Raw genomic sequence first — 15,579 nt, 5'->3', positions numbered from 1 at the left:
ATGACCGAACAGCGCCCTCTCCGCATCCTCCATTGCTTCAGGTCACCGGTCGGCGGAATTTTCCGGCATGTCCGCGACCTCGTACTGGAGCACAGCAAAGCGGGACACGAGGTTGGAATCCTTTGCGACAGCTCGACGGGCGGCGAGCACGAAGATCGCCTGTTCGATGACATTCGTCCCTTTCTTTCGATGGGATTGACGCGCATGCCCATGCGGCGGCACGTCAGCTTCTCCGACATCGGGGTGATCTGGGATACGTACAAGAACATCAAAAGTTTGCGGCCGGATGTGCTGCACGGTCACGGCGCCAAAGGCGGTGTGCTCGCGCGGCTTGCCGGCTCAGCCCTGCGGGTGAACAGGTATCGCGTAGCCCGCCTCTATACTGCGCATGGCGGGAGCCTGCATTATTCCCGCAGATCGTTCGTCGGGCAATTCGTGCTCCGCATGGAGCGCTTGCAGGAGTATTTCACCGACGCCCTCGTCTTCATCTGCGAATACGAGCGTGATTCCTACACGAAGAAGGTCGGGCGACCGCGAACAGAAACCCGACTGATCTACAATGGGATCGCCGAGCGGGACTTCGAACTCATCCCGACCCGTTCGGATGCTGTCCACTACATCTATGTCGGCATGCTTCGGGACCTTAAGGGTCCCGATCTCTTTGTGGAAGCCTTCGCGAAAGCCGAGCGCATCCTCGGTCGTCCGCTGTCGGCCGTAATGATCGGCGACGGACCGGATCGCGACAGGTACCGCGATATGATGATCGAGCGTGGCTTGGGCAAGCGGATCAGCATGCTGCCGGCAATGCGCGTTCAACAGGCTTTCGCCATGTCCCAAAATCTCGTTGTTCCGTCTCGGGCGGAAGCCATGCCCTACATCGTCCTCGAGGGCTTGGGTGCCGGCAAGACGATCATTGCCACGCGCGTCGGCGGTATTCCTGAGGCTTTGGGAAGAGACAGCCTCGCCCTCGTCAACCCCGAGGATGCCGACGACCTTGCACGCGTCATGGCTGATGCAATTCGCATCCCCGGCTGGCACGATGCGGCCATGCCCTCGACGGAACGAGTCAAATCGGTCTTTTCGGCCTCCGTTATGGCCAACGATGTCCTGAAACTGTACCACGACCTCCTCGATTCCGAATCCAAGCAAGCTGTTGCGGTTGCTTCGTAAAAGTTTCTTAGGGGCTTTCTGCTAATGCCGTTTTGATAACCAGCGGCGGTAGCCTCATGAACAAGGCAGAGAAGAGCGATCAGTTTGATCTGGAGGCGCTGCGCAAGCAGGTTTCTGACATCAATCGGCGCGGCGAAGACGCGGATGAGAAGGTTCGGCCGGAGCCGATCAATACCTATGCGCGTCAGATCGCCGAGCAATTCAGCGCCGGAAACCGCTCGCCGGCCATCATCATCGGTCAGTTCCGACTGTTCGAATTTGTGTCGCAGTTTCTGATCGGCTTGCTTGTCTATCTTCTCTGGCCCGGGAGCGGCGCGGAGACCCTTTCAGCGCGAGCCACCGCCGCCGCTGCTATTGCGGCTTTACTTGTCTTTGGACTCCAGACGGCCGATACCTATTCCATCCCGGCGCTACGCACCCGTATGCGACTGCTCCCCCGCGTCTTTGGTGTGTGGACGTTGGTCTTCATGATCGGCACGGCGGCCAGTGTGCTCTTTGGAAATGTCGGATGGCCACAGGTGCAGGCTTACATCGCCTGGTTCATTGCCGGTGCAATCTTCCTGCTTGCCGCTCGCTTCCTGATTGCCTACGGCATCCGCAACTGGTCGCGCAACGGCGTCATGGAGCGCCGGGCGGTGATCGTCGGTGGCGGAGAACCGGCAAAAGAGTTGATCCGCGTCCTCGAACAGCAAGCCGACAACGACATCCGAATCTGCGGCATCTTCGACGACCGCGGTGAGAAACGGTCACCGATCATGGTCGCCGGCTATCCGAAGCTTGGAACGGTCGCGGAACTCGTCGAGTTCGTCCGCATCACTCGCATCGACATGCTGATCATTTCCCTTCCGCTGAGCGCGGAGGCCCGTATCCTGCAACTGTTGAAAAAGCTCTGGGTGCTACCCGTCGATATCCGGCTGGCCGCCCACGCCAATCGACTGCGTTTCCGTCCCCGCGCCTATTCACGCATCGGCTCCGTCCCGATGCTCGACATCTTCAACAAACCGATCCGCGACTGGGACTCGGTCGCCAAGCGCTGTTTCGACATTTTCTTTGCACTGCTCGCGTTGGCGTTTCTCTGGCCAATCATGCTGGCAACCGCAATTGCCATCAAGCTGACGTCCAAGGGGCCTGTCTTTTTCAGACAGAAGCGCCACGGCTTCAACAACGAGATCATCAACGTCTTCAAATTCCGGTCGATGTACGCCGACAAGGGCGATCCCACCGGCCGCGCCGCCGTCACCAAAGGCGATCCGCGCGTCACGCCAGTCGGACGCTTCATCCGCAAGAGTTCGATCGACGAGCTGCCCCAGCTTTTCAATGTGCTGACGGGCGATCTGTCGCTTGTCGGGCCGCGTCCGCATGCCGTGCTTGCCCAGGCGAAGGATCGTCCTTTCGGTGAGGTCGTGGAGGGCTACTTCGCCCGCCATCGCGTGAAGCCAGGCGTCACCGGCTGGGCGCAGATCAATGGCTGGCGGGGAGAGGTCGACCATGACGACAAGATCAAGTTCCGCACGGCCTATGACCTCTACTACATCGAGAACTGGTCGCTGTGGTTCGACCTGAAGATCCTCCTTCTCACGCCTTTCCGGCTGTTCAACACGGAAAACGCCTATTGAGCGCGGTCGAGGCGACACATTCGCGCGTTGCTCAGCCACAGCGGGCGACCCTGCGCCTCATTGGTTCCGCAATGGTCGCCTTCGGGGTCTTTCTCTCAGGTTTCGTTATCAACGAGCCGGCGCCTTACGAACTTTGGATGGCTGCGCTTCTCGGCATATGGTTCATCCTTGGTCTCAGAATTTCGCGATTCACAGCGCCGCTTCTGGCTCTGCTACTTGCTTTCAACGTCGGTGGCATGCTGTCGTTGACGCAGATGAAGGATCTGGGGACCGGACCGATGTATGTCGCGGTCTCGAGTTTCCTCGCACTGACGGCTATCTTTTATGCGGCAATTGTCGAGGAAAGCCATCGGCGTCTGCCGCTGATCTTCAATGCCTGGGCATTCGCCGCCGTTTTCACGTCACTCCTTGGAATTCTCGGCTACTTTCACGCCTTTCCAGGGGCGGAGGTTTTCACGCTCTACGATCGCGCCAAGGGCGCCTTCCAGGATCCGAACGTCTTTGGTCCGTTCTTGGTCCCACCGTCGCTCTATCTCGTCCACGGCATTCTTGCTGGCAAGTTGAGAACGGCACCGATCAAGGCCTTCGCGCTGCTGATCCTTGCGCTTGGTGTGTTTCTGTCTTTCTCGCGCGCGGCTTGGGGCCTCTTCCTTCTCGGCATTGTCATTCTAGTCTTCTGTATGCTGCTCAAGGAGCGCAGCGGAGCGTTCCGCCTGCGCATCCTGATCCTGTCTCTCGCTGCAATCATGTTGCTGGTAGCGTCGCTGGTCGTTGCTTTGCAGTTCCCGAAGGTCAATGCGCTCTTCTCGTCGCGAGCCCAGCTGGTACAGCAATATGATGGTGAGCACCTCGGCCGCTTCGATCGTCACCGCATCGGCTTTACGATGATGATGGAGCGTCCCCTCGGCATCGGGCCGCTGGTCTTCGGTACGATGTTTCCGGAGGACGAACATAACATCTGGCTGAAGTCGCTAACGAGCTATGGCTGGCTCGGATTTGTCAGCTATGTCGCCATGCTCTGCTGCACGATCTATCTCGGATTCAAAAACCTTCTCAGGGATCGTCCCTGGCAGCCGTATTTGATGATCGCCTGGATCGGGGTGCTTGGCCATGCCGCGATCGGTAACGTCATCGACATTGACCACTGGCGGCATGTCTACCTGCTTTTCGGCATCGTGTGGGGTTGCGCGGCGCTGGAGGAGCGCCATAAGCGCAATCCTGCGGGTGCGCGCCGCATATCGGGCTTGCGAACAAGCGACGGCGCGCTAGTCTCTCATCTATGATAACAGCGACTCAAATGCGCGGCGCCCGCGCCATGACCGGAATGAGCATCGAGGAACTGGCAGCCGCATCCGGTCTGCCTGTTGCTACAGTCGAAACGATGGAGCGCGACGAGCAGGGCGGCGAGCCGCATGCGCTGCTCGCGATCAAGCAAGCGCTGGAGGCAGCAGGCATCATCTTCATTGCCAGTGGCAATCATGACGAAGGTGGACCGGGCGTCAGGCTGAGAGCGCGAACCGGAGTCGATGAGGGTATCCGCCCGGAAAACCTCAACGCTGCAAACGACGACTAGCTCGTCGGTAGTTCAAAGCTCCAAATTACAAATAGGCCTTGGCGAGCGCCGCAAGCTTGCGTTGATCCTTGACCCCCTGCCGGTAGAGTTGGATCAGAAGCGCACCGATGGCCTCGGCAGCCGAGGTATTTCGCTCGAGCCTCCGGTCTTTGCAGACATCGTCAAGCACCCCGGACAGAAGATCGAGATCGTCCGAGAAAAGCGGCAGGTCACGTGGAAGAACTGGGGATTTAAGCATGAAGCCACGGGTCCCGTCAGGGGCTGTCGATACCAGGAACGTTGTCGTCGGGCGCCCATCCATAGCCGACGATGCGGTCACTATGCGCGCCGACCGGCGATTTATCAACCGAACATTTCGGCTTGAAACATATATGTGATGACGCGAACCAACGCGCTTGTCCCAAAAGCTGCAGCCTCAGTTTTTCAGCCGCTCTGAGGCAAGCTCTGACTGGATCGAGCCCTCAATGATGACCCTGGCGGTGACTTTGAAGACATAGGCTTCGGCCAAATCGCTCAGTGCCAGCGCAACTTCGTGCTCTGGCCAGCCCGAGGATGTAGCCTTCTCGACAAGTGTCGCAAAGGGCTCAGACAGGGTTTCCCTGCATGTTTCGCTCGTCTCGCGGTTGGCCATCCGTCACCCACCAATGTTTTTGCCGGATGTATATTATCGAAAACTAATATTTTTTCGAGCTACCAAGACAAATTTCTGACAGCAATAGGTCTGGCAAAGATTGGTAGGCAGTCAGAAGAGCACGGTTGTGCCGCTCGACGCATCATTCTTCTACAAGACTAGTCATGAGTTGGAGAGATACCTTCCGGCTTCTGGGGGTGCCGAAGGTTAGTGTAAATGGTCGGGGCGACTGGACTCGAACCAGCGACCCCTTGACCCCCAGTCAAGTGCGCTACCGGGCTGCGCTACGCCCCGACCTGCCGAAACGGCCTGATCCTGTTAGTCTTTTGGGATTTCTGGTGCAAGGGAAAAATCGATCGTCAGGAAATATTACGGGAAGAGCGGTGTGGAAAAAAGGCGGGCATGCTTGACGCCATTCGTTTCTGATCGCTGTGAAATCGATTTGGGCGGGCCGGAGGTTTGATGCGGCGTCCGATGAAAACAAACAAACTAGCGGAGAGCGTTGTTGCTCGCTCTCCGCTTTCCGTCCTTCGATCATGCGAACCGGATGCCCCAGCCCTCCAGTTCTCCAGCAGCAGAAAAACTGACGCCAGTGGGGAGAAATATAGATTCTAATAAGCGGACGAACATCGGACCTTCGTCTCACGATGTTTCAGACCTCAGGTACCGTAGAGGTGGCTTGGGATTCGAGCAGCAATCCCGCGATCGAGGCGGTTCCTTCGTAGATGAATGGCTTTCGGGATGAGGACTTCGCTGAGGGAACCACGAATTCCGATGACGCAACAGCGTCTGGAATTCCAGCTGAGACACAATCTCTATACATCGAAATCATGGCTTGCCTTAGCAATTACTTAATAGAATCCTCCATGAGCGAAACCACTAAATTTCCGCGATTCACTTGGGGGACGACATGAGGAAGATCGTGATGGCTGGGGTACTGCTGCTTAGTTCTTGCGCGGCGGTCACTCCGCGCGACCAACCAATCCCCTACACGCTCTCAGAGGGTGAGACGGCCGCCGTTCAGGACGGAACTCGAAAGTTTCTTAAAGATCCCACCACTGCGACGTTCGCCAGCATAATGGCAACGCAGACACAGCCGGGGGTCGTCTCCGTTTGCGGTGTAGTAAACTCCAAAAACAAGGCTGGCGCCTTTACCGGCGGGGAGCCCTTCGCTGGCGTTTTGAGAAACACCAGCCCGGCGGGGAGAGCCGGCTTCTCGTTTACTCTCACCGCCCAAGGCAACGCAAAGACAAACTTCAACGATTTGTGCCGACAGAACGGCGTCATCATCTGAAGCTCATCCTTCGAATACCTCCGACGGCATTCGATCTCGGCCAGCTGCCTGCATATGTCCGATCGAATTCCATTGCGTGACCTAATTCGTTGTTGCGGGTTGCCAGGATCGCTCTCGTTGTGTCTCCTTTGCAGCGGCTCGCCAAAGGCGAGTCGTTGCCACCAGGAGAAATCCGACCATGAAAATGCTACAGGCATTAGCAGTTGCGCTTCTAAGTTTGGCATGCCTAGGTGCGGCGCAGCCGCCGTCTGCTACAGGCGATTTCGGTGCTCAGACACTGGCTTTGATCAATTCCTACAGGACGAGCCGTGGCCTATCTCCCTTGGCTGCGAATGGCACGTTGAAAGCCTTGGCGCGGCAGCACAGCCAGTATCAGGCAACGCGGCGACACATCAGCCACGACGGCTTTCGACAGCGATCGGCGCAAGCCAGGGCCGCTGGGCTCAGCATCGTATGTTCAGAGAACGTCGGTCATGGATATCTGACCCCGCAGCAGCTGTTTTCCGGATGGAGGCGTTCGCCGGGCCACAACACAAACCTGCTTCGACCCAACCTGCGATATGCGGGGGTGTCGGTTGTCGCAGGCTACTCGACCTTCTTCGCTTGCCAGTAGCGTTACATCGACCTTGACCGGTCCACGAAGGCGAGAAGCTGCAAGTGTGAGCAGTCGGTCGAAAAGGCTTGCTCGAATAAGCAGGCCCGAATAAGAGACCTGCAAAACGCGAGACTCTGGACGAAAACATGCAGATTGAGATCCCCTGCCCGAAGTGCAGGAACACCCGAATGAAATTCGAACGACCCGAGCCGGTCGACACCGACGTCCTTGTCTGCTTCACTTGCGGGCACGAACTCGGGACACTGGGTTCGGTGAAGGCAAAGATGCTTGCCGCCTACGAGCGCATGGTAAAGCAGGCGCCGCAGCGCAAGCAGTAGCAGCGTCTATTCGAGCAGTGCAACGCGGCCGTCGGGACCGACGTCCACACGCCAGCCGCGGTAGTCCGGGATTGAAAAGTGTGGGGTTGCAAACGGCGTCGTGTGCGTTTCGGTAATGACAGTCACGTCGGCTCCGGCTGCTTCGCCGGCGAGAATTCCGGCAACGGCATCTTCGAACACCAGGCACTTTGTCGGATCAACGCCGAGGCGCTTGGCGCCCAGCAAATAGCATTCGGGGCTCGGCTTTCCGGCTGCCACTTCTTCCCCGCTCACCGTTACCACCGGCGTCGGAATGCCAGCCGCCGTCATGCGGCGCTTCGCGAGTTCGATCGGCGCTGAGGTTACGATCGCCCACTTCGACGGCGGAATGCTGTTCAGGAAATCGACGGCACCTGGGATCGCGACGATGCCTCCGACATCGTCCATTTCCTCTTTCAGCAATTGGCTTGCCTCATATTCCGGATCGACGCCTGGTAGCGCCAACTGGCGGATGACGTCGGATGCCCGAATGCCGTGGATCGTCTTGAGAAAAACCTCCGGCTCGAAGCCGTGCCGCACGGCCCACTCACTCCAGACACGTTCGACTACGGCAATAGAGTTCAGGAGGGTGCCATCCATATCGAACAGGAAGGCGTCATAGTACTTGCCGGGAACTGAATGAGACGCGGTCACGAGAGATTTTCCTTGAGGCTGACTGAATATCGAACGAGGCGCTGCGGTTCCGATACGGGACTGCTCGCGAAAGAATGGGCTGCGAACCCATGTAGGGTGGCTGACGCGTAGCGGCGAATCGATCAGCGAACCTGATCCAACAGGCGCTTGCATTCTAGAAGATCGTAGAGTGCCTCCTGCAGCAAAGCACGGTCCTCCTTGCCGACGCTCGACTTGCCGATCGAAACTTCGGGCGAATCCTCATCGCCAGCGCCGAAATTGAAGAAGCGACGTGTGATCGGCGGCTTCGCGCGACCGACAACCTGATCCTCATCCGACATTCCAACCCGTGGCTCGCCAGAATCGCCACCGTCCTGCTGACCGCCTGTCAGCGCCTGAACGCTTGCAAGGTCTCCATGGCCGATCGCAATGACGAACTTGTTGCCATTGGTCTTCAGAAGCTTCTGCACGCCCTTGATGGTGTAGCCATGATCATAGAGCAAGTGGCGGATGCCCTTCAGGAGATCGATATCCTCGGGCCTGTAGTAGCGTCGACCGCCACCACGCTTCATTGGCTTGATCTGCGGAAACCGCGTTTCCCAGAAGCGCAGGACATGCTGTGGAAGGTCTAGGTCGTCCGCCACCTCGCTGATGGTGCGGAAAGCATCGGGGCTCTTATCCAACATCCTTACTCCCTACGCGGTCTTGGGGCGCCGCGCGTCCGTTCGGCTGATAAGCGCAGCTGATGTCTCACGAACGTCAGAACCGAGCCGCGACTCATCATATTTCAACGGTTTGACGCCACGAATTCAAGTCACGTCTTGAATACCGCACAGATCGTTCAGGAAATATTGGAACTCGTCGCCGCTTAACGAGAGGAGTGCCCCCGTGCTGCGCTCGATCAAGAAGCCGGATTGGCAGCTTTCTGCTTGGTCTTGCGCAGCGTATGCGCCTTCAGAATCCGCGTCTTCAAGACATTGGACGCCTTGAAGGTCATGACGCGGCGGGGAGAGATCGGTACTTCCTCGCCGGTCTTCGGATTACGGCCGATGCGCTCGTTCTTGTCGCGCACCTGGAAAGTTGCAAAGGACGAGAGCTTGACGGTTTCGCCGCGGACGATCGCGTTACAAATCTCGTCAATGACAGTTTCCACGAGCTCAGCAGATTCGGTTCTCGAAAGACCGACCTTACGAAAAACTGATTCCGCCAGGTCTGCTCGCGTCACTGTCTTTCCGGTCATGGTTTCCCCGCCCATTTGCCAATTATATTATGAAAGCGAACAAAGAGTATTTGTCTTGCGCCTCACGGTCAAGCTCTTGTTCGTCGGTAGTTTTTTGGATTTTTGGCTTACCAGCGCAGGAGTGCTGCGCCCCAGGTGAAGCCGCCGCCCATCGCTTCCAGCATGACCAGATCGCCTTCCTTGATCCGGCCATCCCCAGCAGCCGTTGCCAGCGCGAGCGGAATTGACGCGGCAGAGGTGTTGCCGTGAAGATCAACCGTAATGACTACCTTCTCGGGGGCGATATGCAACTTCTTGGCGGAGCCGTCGATAATACGGCGGTTGGCCTGGTGCGGCACCAGCCAGTCGAGATCGTCGGCAGTCGTGCCCGTAGCCTCAAACGCGGCCTCAATGACGTCTGTGATCATGCCGACCGCATACTTGAAGACCTCCCGGCCCTCCATGCGAAGCTTGCCGACCGTGCCCGTCGTCGAAGGGCCGCCATCCACGTAGAGTTTCTCCTTGTGGGAGCCATCGGAACGCAGGTGCGCCGTCAGCACGCCGCGATCGGCTGTAGTTCCCTCGCCTTCCGCCGCCTCGAGGACGATCGCGCCAGCGCCGTCGCCGAACAGGACGCAGGTGGTTCGGTCGTTCCAGTCGAGAATGCGCGAGAAGGTCTCGGCACCGATCACCAACACGCGCTTGGCAAGGCCACCGCGGATGTAGGCATCAGCCGTCGTCACGGCATAGACGAAGCCCGTGCAAACGGCCTGCACGTCGAACGCAAAGCCATGGTGCATGCCCAGCCGGTTCTGAATGTTGACGGCGGTCGCCGGGAACGTGTTGTCTGGCGTCGAGGTGGCACAGATGATGACATCGATGTCGGCTGGTGTCAGACCGGCTCTATCGAGCGCCGCGCGCGCAGCAGCTTCGCCGAGCGACGATGTTGTTTCGCCCTCACCGGCTATGTAACGCTGGCGGATGCCCGTGCGCTGGACAATCCATTCGTCTGATGTGTCCACGACATCTTCCATGTCGCGATTGGTCATAACGCGTTTCGGAAGTGCGGCTCCGAACCCGCGAACAACTGAACGGATCATAATGCTTAAACCCCGTCGCTCATGCGGCTTCCGGCCCGATCGGGGGCAGCCGCTTGGCATGATACTTTTGAAGATCGTTTTCTATTTTCTGATTGAGGCCATTCTTGGCCATGTCGTAGCCGACTTCGATGGCGGCTGCGATGCCTTCGGCGTTGGCGCCGCCGTGACTCTTGATGACCACGCCGTTGAGGCCCAGGAAGACGCCGCCATTCACGCGACTCGGATCCATCTTCTCGCGAAGCATATCGAAGGCGCCTTTGGCGAAGAAGTAGCCGATCTTGGCGAGCAGCGTGCGCGACATGGCAGAGCGCAGATATTCAGCGATTTGTCGTGCCGTTCCCTCGGCCGCCTTCAACGCGATGTTGCCCGAAAAGCCTTCGGTCACGACGACGTCGACGGTTCCCTTGCCAAGGTCGTTTCCTTCGACAAAGCCATAATACTCGAGCGAGTCGATGTTCGCCTCGCGCAGCAAGCGCCCGGCTTCCTTGACTTCTTCCTGCCCCTTGATCTCTTCGACGCCGACATTCAGCAAGCCGACCGTCGGGCGTTCGATCTCGAACAACGCACGGGCCATTGCCCCACCCATCAGGGCGAAATCCATCAATTGCTGCGAATCCGCGCCGATGGTCGCGCCGACGTCGAGAACGATGCTCTCTCCCTTCAGCGTCGGCCAGATGGCGGCGATCGCCGGGCGCTCGATATTGGCCATCGTACGCAGACAGAACTTGGCCATTGCCATGAGGGCGCCGGTATTGCCGGCCGAGACGGCAACGTCCGCTTCCTTCGTCTTCACCGCTTCGATCGTCCGCCACATGGTGGAGACATAGCGACCGCGGCGAAGCGCCTGGCTCGGCTTCTCATCCATGCGGACTGCCAGCTCGCAGTCGTGGAAAACGGTCGTTTCCTTGAGCTTCGGAAACCTGTCGAGAACCGGCTCGCACTGTTCCTTCAAACCATACATCACGAATGAAATATCGGGATGTCTTTCCAGTGCCTTAGCGGCGCCGGGGATGACAACCTGGGGACCAAAGTCGCCACCCATGAGGTCGATAGAAATTCTGATCACGCGTCCCTGATCCTTATTTTTCGCCTCCGGCGGGCGAAATTTCGGCCAAAATACCGGTTTTCCCGTCGCTTACAACTGAATTGTGTCAAATAGCCAACGGGGTTCAGTCCTTTTTCCAATCCTTGAGCACGGCGAAAGCAGAGGGCTTTTTGTCGTTTTCGCCGGTGTCTTCGATGTGACCCGAGAACTCAACGCCGGGTTTGCGCGGATAAGGATCAATCGCAAGGGCGGCGAATTCCGTCACCACCTCACCTGCATCGATTGTATCGCCGGTAAAGCTCTCGGGAAGGTCCGGACCATCGGGGTCAAGCACCATCTCACCGGCATCATTGGCCGGGCGACGCGCAAGCTTCGAATTCTCGGGCACGAAGATCTGCTCGAACGTCTCGTCGATTGCGGATGGCACAGGATCAAGGGTGACGACGCAGGATTGGACAATGTTCGCCTGAACCCTGCCCTTGATGCGGATTCCGTCGCGCTTCCACCGCGCGATCTGGAGCTCGGCCTTGAAACTGTCGACTGAAAGCACATTCCAGCTCTTGGCAATATCCTCCAATTCCCGCTTGTCCGCTTCCAGGCGCACCTCGACGGGATTGGTTGATATGTGGCCGACATTTACCAGGTAGGAGAACGGCACATCATCTCTTTTGCTTCTCATCATCTCCTCCTTCACGCAACCTTCGGAAGCGTCGCCGAACCTGTCGCAATGACATCCTCCGACTGGGACAAAAGATAGTCCTCGGCGGCAAACATCCAATCTGCGAGGCCGCGCATATCAACCGCCTCCTTGGCCTTGGGATGGATGTTCCGAACAAGCGCCGTCGCAAGTCCTTCGGCATCTCTGCTGTCCATCGCCTGGGCGTAGGACTCCAGCCGGCCATAGAACATACCGGCCAGTTTCTTCATGCGCTTGGGAACGCTGTTGTCACCAATTCCCAACTCTCGGATGGAGTAATCGATATCTTGGAAGAAGGCGTCGACGATTTCCTGGGCAATCTCCTGACCGCTGGTTCCGGACGCTCGTGTGCGCCGGAAGAAGAGGATCATCACCGCCGAGAGCATTTCGAAACGCCCCATGACCGTATCCGGGACATTCAGGCGCTCGTAGAGTTCCGGCATGCGGGCGGCGGATGTCAGTGCCTGATATTGCCGATCTACGATTGCCTGGTTGCTGTTTTTCTTGCCAAAGAGCCCGAAGATCATCGTTTTTTCCGGAAAGGCCTCATTCTGGACGCCAAGCGGCGTCCGGCCTTGTTGCATGATTTTGAAAGCTGGTTTACCGAAGCAGGCGCGAATTGCAATGCCGAAGGTGGCCACTTTCGGGACAGCACCCCATCTGTCCGCACGAGCCAACGGGATGTCTCACCCCGGAATGGCCACAATGGTTTTGCATCAGCGATCTGAGGCCTGTGGCTGCCATTCATAATTTTAGGAGTAGATGTCGTTGACGAAACGGTATTTCAAGTCTGACAAAAAATTCCTCAGCAGTGCCGCCATTGCCATCATGATTGCCTCCACCGGACTTTCAGGCTGCCAGACAGGAACTGTCCTCAATGGCGGATATGTGGCCGACGAACAGTCGTTGAATCTTGTCCCGGAAGGATCGAGCCGCGAGCAGGTTCTCCTGTCCCTGGGTACACCATCGACAACAGCAACGTTCGATGGCGAAGTTTTCTACTACATCTCGCAGCGCCGCGAACGTTCCATGGCGTTCCAAAAGCTGAAGGTCGTCGACCAGAGCGTTCTGGCGATCTATTTCGACAAGGACGGCATCGTTACGCGTCGCGCGAACTACACGCTCAAGGATGGCAAGGTCTTTGATACGATCACGCGTGTCACCCCGACTGGCGGCAAGGACTTCACCTTCCTGCAGCAGCTTTTGTCCGGCGGCAGTGCCGCGAACGCTGCCAAGGGCCTCTTCGGTGGCGGCACGTCGCAGCCGGCTTCGCCTCAGAACCCGGCCAGCTTGCGCTAGAGCGAGCGAATGCTCAAAGAAAAACCCGCCGGATCGCTCCGGCGGGTTTTTTAGTGATCTCGGTTAGCCTCAGGCCAGAACGGCAAGAAGGAGCAGCGCGACGATGTTGGTGATCTTGATCGCCGGGTTGACGGCCGGACCGGCCGTGTCCTTGTAGGGGTCACCGACCGTGTCGCCGGTCACAGAGGCCTTGTGGGCATCGGAGCCTTTCATGTGACGCACCCCGTCCTTGTCGACGAAGCCGTCCTCGAAGCTCTTCTTGGCGTTGTCCCATGCGCCGCCGCCTGAGGTCATCGAGATCGCAACGAACAAGCCGTTGATGATCACGCCAAGCAACGAAGCACCCAGCGCCGCAAAGGCCGAAGCCTTCGAACCGGAAATGAGCAGCACGCCGAAATAGACGACGATCGGCGCCAGTACCGGCAGCAGCGACGGGATAATCATTTCACGGATCGCCGCCTTGGTCAGTAGATCAACGGCACGGCCGTAATCCGGCTTCTCCGTTCCTTGCATGATGCCGGGCTTCTGCTTGAACTGGAGGCGAACCTCCTCGACGATAGCGCCGGCCGCGCGACCGACGGCTGTCATTGCGATGCCGCCGAAGAGGTAGGGAATGAGGCCGCCGAAGATCAATCCGGCGACGACATAAGGATTGGAAAGGTCGAATGAGATATCGCCGATGCCTGCAAAATATGGATACTTGTCGCCATTGGCGGCAAAGTACTTGAGGTCGTAGGAATAGGCGGCAAACAGAACCAGGGCGCCGAGACCCGCCGAGCCGATCGCATACCCCTTGGTGACAGCCTTCGTCGTGTTGCCGACAGCGTCGAGCGCGTCGGTCGACTTGCGCACCTCAGGCGGCAGATGGGACATTTCCGCAATGCCACCCGCGTTGTCCGTCACCGGACCGAAGGCATCGAGGGCGACGATCATGCCGGCAATGCCGAGCATGGCGGTAACAGCAATGCCAGTGCCGAAAAGTCCGCCGAGCTGATAGGTCGCCAGGATGCCGCCAACGATGACGATCGCCGGTAGAGCCGTCGATTCAAGCGAAACGGCAAGCCCCTGGATGACGTTGGTGCCGTGGCCGGTCACCGACGCCTGAGCGATGGAATTGACCGGGCGCTTGTTGGTGCCGGTGTAGTATTCGGTGATGACTACGATTAGCGCCGTCACAATCAGACCGACCAGACCGCAGACAAAGAGGTGCGTGCCGGTGATTTCCGCACCGTTGACGGTGCCAACGGGACCCCAGCCAATCGTCAGCGACGTCGCGGCGCCAAGACCGATGATCGACAGCAGACCTGTTACGATGAGGCCCTTGTAGAGAGCACCCATGATAGAGCCGTTGCTGCCGAGCTTGACGAAGAAGGTGCCGACGATCGAGGTGATGATACAAGCGCCGCAGATCGCGAGCGGATACAGCATCGCCGATTGCAGGAGGGGCGCTCCGGCAAAGAAGATCGCGGCGAGAACCATGGTCGCGACGACGGATACGGCATAGGTTTCGAAAAGGTCGGCCGCCATGCCGGCGCAATCGCCGACGTTGTCGCCGACGTTGTCAGCAATCGTTGCGGGATTGCGCGGATCATCTTCCGGAATACCTGCTTCGACCTTGCCGACGAGGTCGCCGCCGACGTCAGCGCCCTTGGTGAAGATACCGCCGCCGAGACGGGCGAAGATCGAAATCAGCGACGCGCCGAAGCCAAGCGCGACAAGGGAATCGATCACTTCGCGGGAGCTGCCATCGTGTCCAAGCACGACGGTCAGCACATAGTAGTAGATCGACACGCCAAGAAGCGCCAGACCAGCCACCAGAAGCCCGGTGATAGCGCCCGACTTGAAAGCAATCTCAAGTCCGGCAGACAGGCTCTGGGATGCTGCCTGCGCGGTGCGGACGTTGGCGCGAACCGAGACGTGCATGCCGATGAAACCAGCGGCGCCGGACAGAACCGCGCCGATGAGGAAACCAATTGCAGCCGTGCCGGAGAGCAGCAGCCAGGCTGCAATGAAAACGACGATGCCGACGATTGCGATAGTCTTGTATTGGCGCGTCAAATAAGCCTGCGCGCCTTCACGAATATAGCCTGCAATTTCCTGCATGCGCTTGTTACCCTGATCGGCGGCGAGCACCGACCGGGTTGCCCAGATGGCATAGACCACCGAGAGCAGACCGCACGCTATTACCCCTAAAAGAATGCTCATTTCGCTCTTTCCTCCAAAAGAGCCGGAGCTCACTCCCTCTCCGGCTGCGAATACGCCGACTCGATTTCCTCCCACAGAAATGCTGCAACGCCGCGCGGAGATTGCGTGGAGGAAAACGGCGCGTCAAGCCCCGCAAACGCCAAAAG

At 58.4% G+C, this 15,579-nt stretch carries 18 protein-coding genes and 1 tRNA gene; 8 read left to right on the top strand and 11 right to left on the bottom strand.

Annotated features, from left to right (window positions below; all coding sequences use genetic code 11):
• The 4 genes from FHT76_RS24205 to FHT76_RS24190 are packed head-to-tail and all read left to right on the top strand — an operon-like array spanning position 1 to position 4,359.
• Entirely contained in the window at positions 1–1,170 is a 1,170-nt protein-coding gene (locus FHT76_RS24205) for a glycosyltransferase family 4 protein (RefSeq protein ID WP_183859296.1), read from the top strand.
• A gap of 56 nt (positions 1,171–1,226) precedes the next feature.
• Positions 1,227–2,786 (top strand): undecaprenyl-phosphate glucose phosphotransferase, encoded by a 1,560-nt coding sequence (locus tag FHT76_RS24200; protein ID WP_259129368.1) that lies wholly within the window; start codon positions 1,227–1,229, stop codon positions 2,784–2,786.
• Entirely contained in the window at positions 2,783–4,069 is a 1,287-nt protein-coding gene (locus FHT76_RS24195) for an O-antigen ligase (protein ID WP_183859300.1), read from the top strand. The genes FHT76_RS24200 and FHT76_RS24195 overlap by 4 nt, the downstream gene beginning before the upstream one ends.
• The gene (locus tag FHT76_RS24190) at positions 4,066–4,359 is read left to right on the top strand and encodes a helix-turn-helix transcriptional regulator (RefSeq protein ID WP_183859302.1); all 294 of its coding nucleotides are present in this window, start codon (positions 4,066–4,068) and stop codon (positions 4,357–4,359) included. The genes FHT76_RS24195 and FHT76_RS24190 overlap by 4 nt, the downstream gene beginning before the upstream one ends.
• Before the next feature lie 25 nt (positions 4,360–4,384).
• On the opposite strand, the gene FHT76_RS24185 is transcribed toward FHT76_RS24190, so the two are convergent.
• The 3 genes from FHT76_RS24185 to FHT76_RS24175 all read right to left on the bottom strand — a co-directional run bounded on the left by FHT76_RS24185 (position 4,385) and on the right by FHT76_RS24175 (position 5,284).
• Positions 4,385–4,597 carry a hypothetical protein gene (locus FHT76_RS24185; protein ID WP_183751423.1) on the bottom strand — a complete coding sequence of 71 codons (213 nt, stop codon included), beginning with the start codon at positions 4,595–4,597 and terminating at the stop codon, positions 4,385–4,387.
• Positions 4,598–4,774: 177 nt separating this feature from the next.
• A complete protein-coding gene (locus FHT76_RS24180) occupies positions 4,775–4,990 on the bottom strand; it encodes a hypothetical protein (RefSeq protein WP_183751425.1) in 216 nt (71 codons plus the stop codon).
• Between the two features lie 217 nt (positions 4,991–5,207).
• A tRNA-Pro gene (locus FHT76_RS24175) sits at positions 5,208–5,284 on the bottom strand.
• 616 nt (positions 5,285–5,900) lie between these two features.
• On the opposite strand from FHT76_RS24175, the gene FHT76_RS24170 reads away from it, so the two are divergent.
• The 3 genes from FHT76_RS24170 to FHT76_RS24160 all read left to right on the top strand — a co-directional run bounded on the left by FHT76_RS24170 (position 5,901) and on the right by FHT76_RS24160 (position 7,217).
• Positions 5,901–6,284 carry a hypothetical protein gene (locus FHT76_RS24170; protein WP_246712543.1) on the top strand — a complete coding sequence of 128 codons (384 nt, stop codon included), beginning with the start codon at positions 5,901–5,903 and terminating at the stop codon, positions 6,282–6,284.
• Positions 6,285–6,462: 178 nt separating this feature from the next.
• Positions 6,463–6,897 carry a CAP domain-containing protein gene (locus FHT76_RS24165; protein WP_183859304.1) on the top strand — a complete coding sequence of 145 codons (435 nt, stop codon included), beginning with the start codon at positions 6,463–6,465 and terminating at the stop codon, positions 6,895–6,897.
• A 170-nt stretch (positions 6,898–7,067) separates the two neighbouring features.
• Positions 7,068–7,217 carry a hypothetical protein gene (locus FHT76_RS24160; RefSeq protein ID WP_183751429.1) on the top strand — a complete coding sequence of 50 codons (150 nt, stop codon included), beginning with the start codon at positions 7,068–7,070 and terminating at the stop codon, positions 7,215–7,217.
• A 6-nt stretch (positions 7,218–7,223) separates the two neighbouring features.
• On the opposite strand, the gene FHT76_RS24155 is transcribed toward FHT76_RS24160, so the two are convergent.
• The 7 genes from FHT76_RS24155 to FHT76_RS24125 all read right to left on the bottom strand — a co-directional run bounded on the left by FHT76_RS24155 (position 7,224) and on the right by FHT76_RS24125 (position 12,513).
• Positions 7,224–7,889 (bottom strand): HAD family hydrolase, encoded by a 666-nt coding sequence (locus tag FHT76_RS24155; RefSeq protein ID WP_405049511.1) that lies wholly within the window; start codon positions 7,887–7,889, stop codon positions 7,224–7,226.
• A gap of 122 nt (positions 7,890–8,011) precedes the next feature.
• On the bottom strand, positions 8,012–8,554 hold the full coding sequence (locus tag FHT76_RS24150; RefSeq protein ID WP_183859305.1) for a MerR family transcriptional regulator: 543 nt from the start codon (positions 8,552–8,554) through the stop codon (positions 8,012–8,014).
• A 215-nt stretch (positions 8,555–8,769) separates the two neighbouring features.
• Positions 8,770–9,108, bottom strand: coding sequence for an integration host factor subunit alpha (locus FHT76_RS24145; protein WP_007531489.1), 339 nt, complete (start codon positions 9,106–9,108; stop codon positions 8,770–8,772).
• A 107-nt stretch (positions 9,109–9,215) separates the two neighbouring features.
• Positions 9,216–10,187, bottom strand: a complete 972-nt coding sequence (locus tag FHT76_RS24140) for a beta-ketoacyl-ACP synthase III (RefSeq protein WP_016553512.1) — start codon at positions 10,185–10,187, stop codon at positions 9,216–9,218.
• A gap of 19 nt (positions 10,188–10,206) precedes the next feature.
• On the bottom strand, positions 10,207–11,253 hold the full coding sequence (gene plsX, locus FHT76_RS24135; protein ID WP_259129367.1) for a phosphate acyltransferase PlsX: 1,047 nt from the start codon (positions 11,251–11,253) through the stop codon (positions 10,207–10,209).
• Between the two features lie 103 nt (positions 11,254–11,356).
• The gene (locus tag FHT76_RS24130; protein WP_114712255.1) at positions 11,357–11,911 is read right to left on the bottom strand and encodes a DUF177 domain-containing protein; all 555 of its coding nucleotides are present in this window, start codon (positions 11,909–11,911) and stop codon (positions 11,357–11,359) included.
• An 11-nt stretch (positions 11,912–11,922) separates the two neighbouring features.
• Positions 11,923–12,513 carry a ubiquinol-cytochrome C chaperone family protein gene (locus FHT76_RS24125; RefSeq protein WP_183751433.1) on the bottom strand — a complete coding sequence of 197 codons (591 nt, stop codon included), beginning with the start codon at positions 12,511–12,513 and terminating at the stop codon, positions 11,923–11,925.
• 178 nt (positions 12,514–12,691) lie between these two features.
• On the opposite strand from FHT76_RS24125, the gene FHT76_RS24120 reads away from it, so the two are divergent.
• Positions 12,692–13,228 carry an outer membrane protein assembly factor BamE gene (locus tag FHT76_RS24120; RefSeq protein ID WP_114712253.1) on the top strand — a complete coding sequence of 179 codons (537 nt, stop codon included), beginning with the start codon at positions 12,692–12,694 and terminating at the stop codon, positions 13,226–13,228.
• A gap of 69 nt (positions 13,229–13,297) precedes the next feature.
• On the opposite strand, the gene FHT76_RS24115 is transcribed toward FHT76_RS24120, so the two are convergent.
• Positions 13,298–15,433 (bottom strand): sodium-translocating pyrophosphatase, encoded by a 2,136-nt coding sequence (locus FHT76_RS24115; protein WP_183859309.1) that lies wholly within the window; start codon positions 15,431–15,433, stop codon positions 13,298–13,300.
• Positions 15,434–15,579 lie beyond the last annotated feature (146 nt).

This window comes from Rhizobium sp. BK176, from assembly GCF_024808055.1.
The sequence above is the reverse complement of the archived record's forward strand: the minus strand, read 5'-3'. Positions and strand labels throughout refer to the sequence as shown.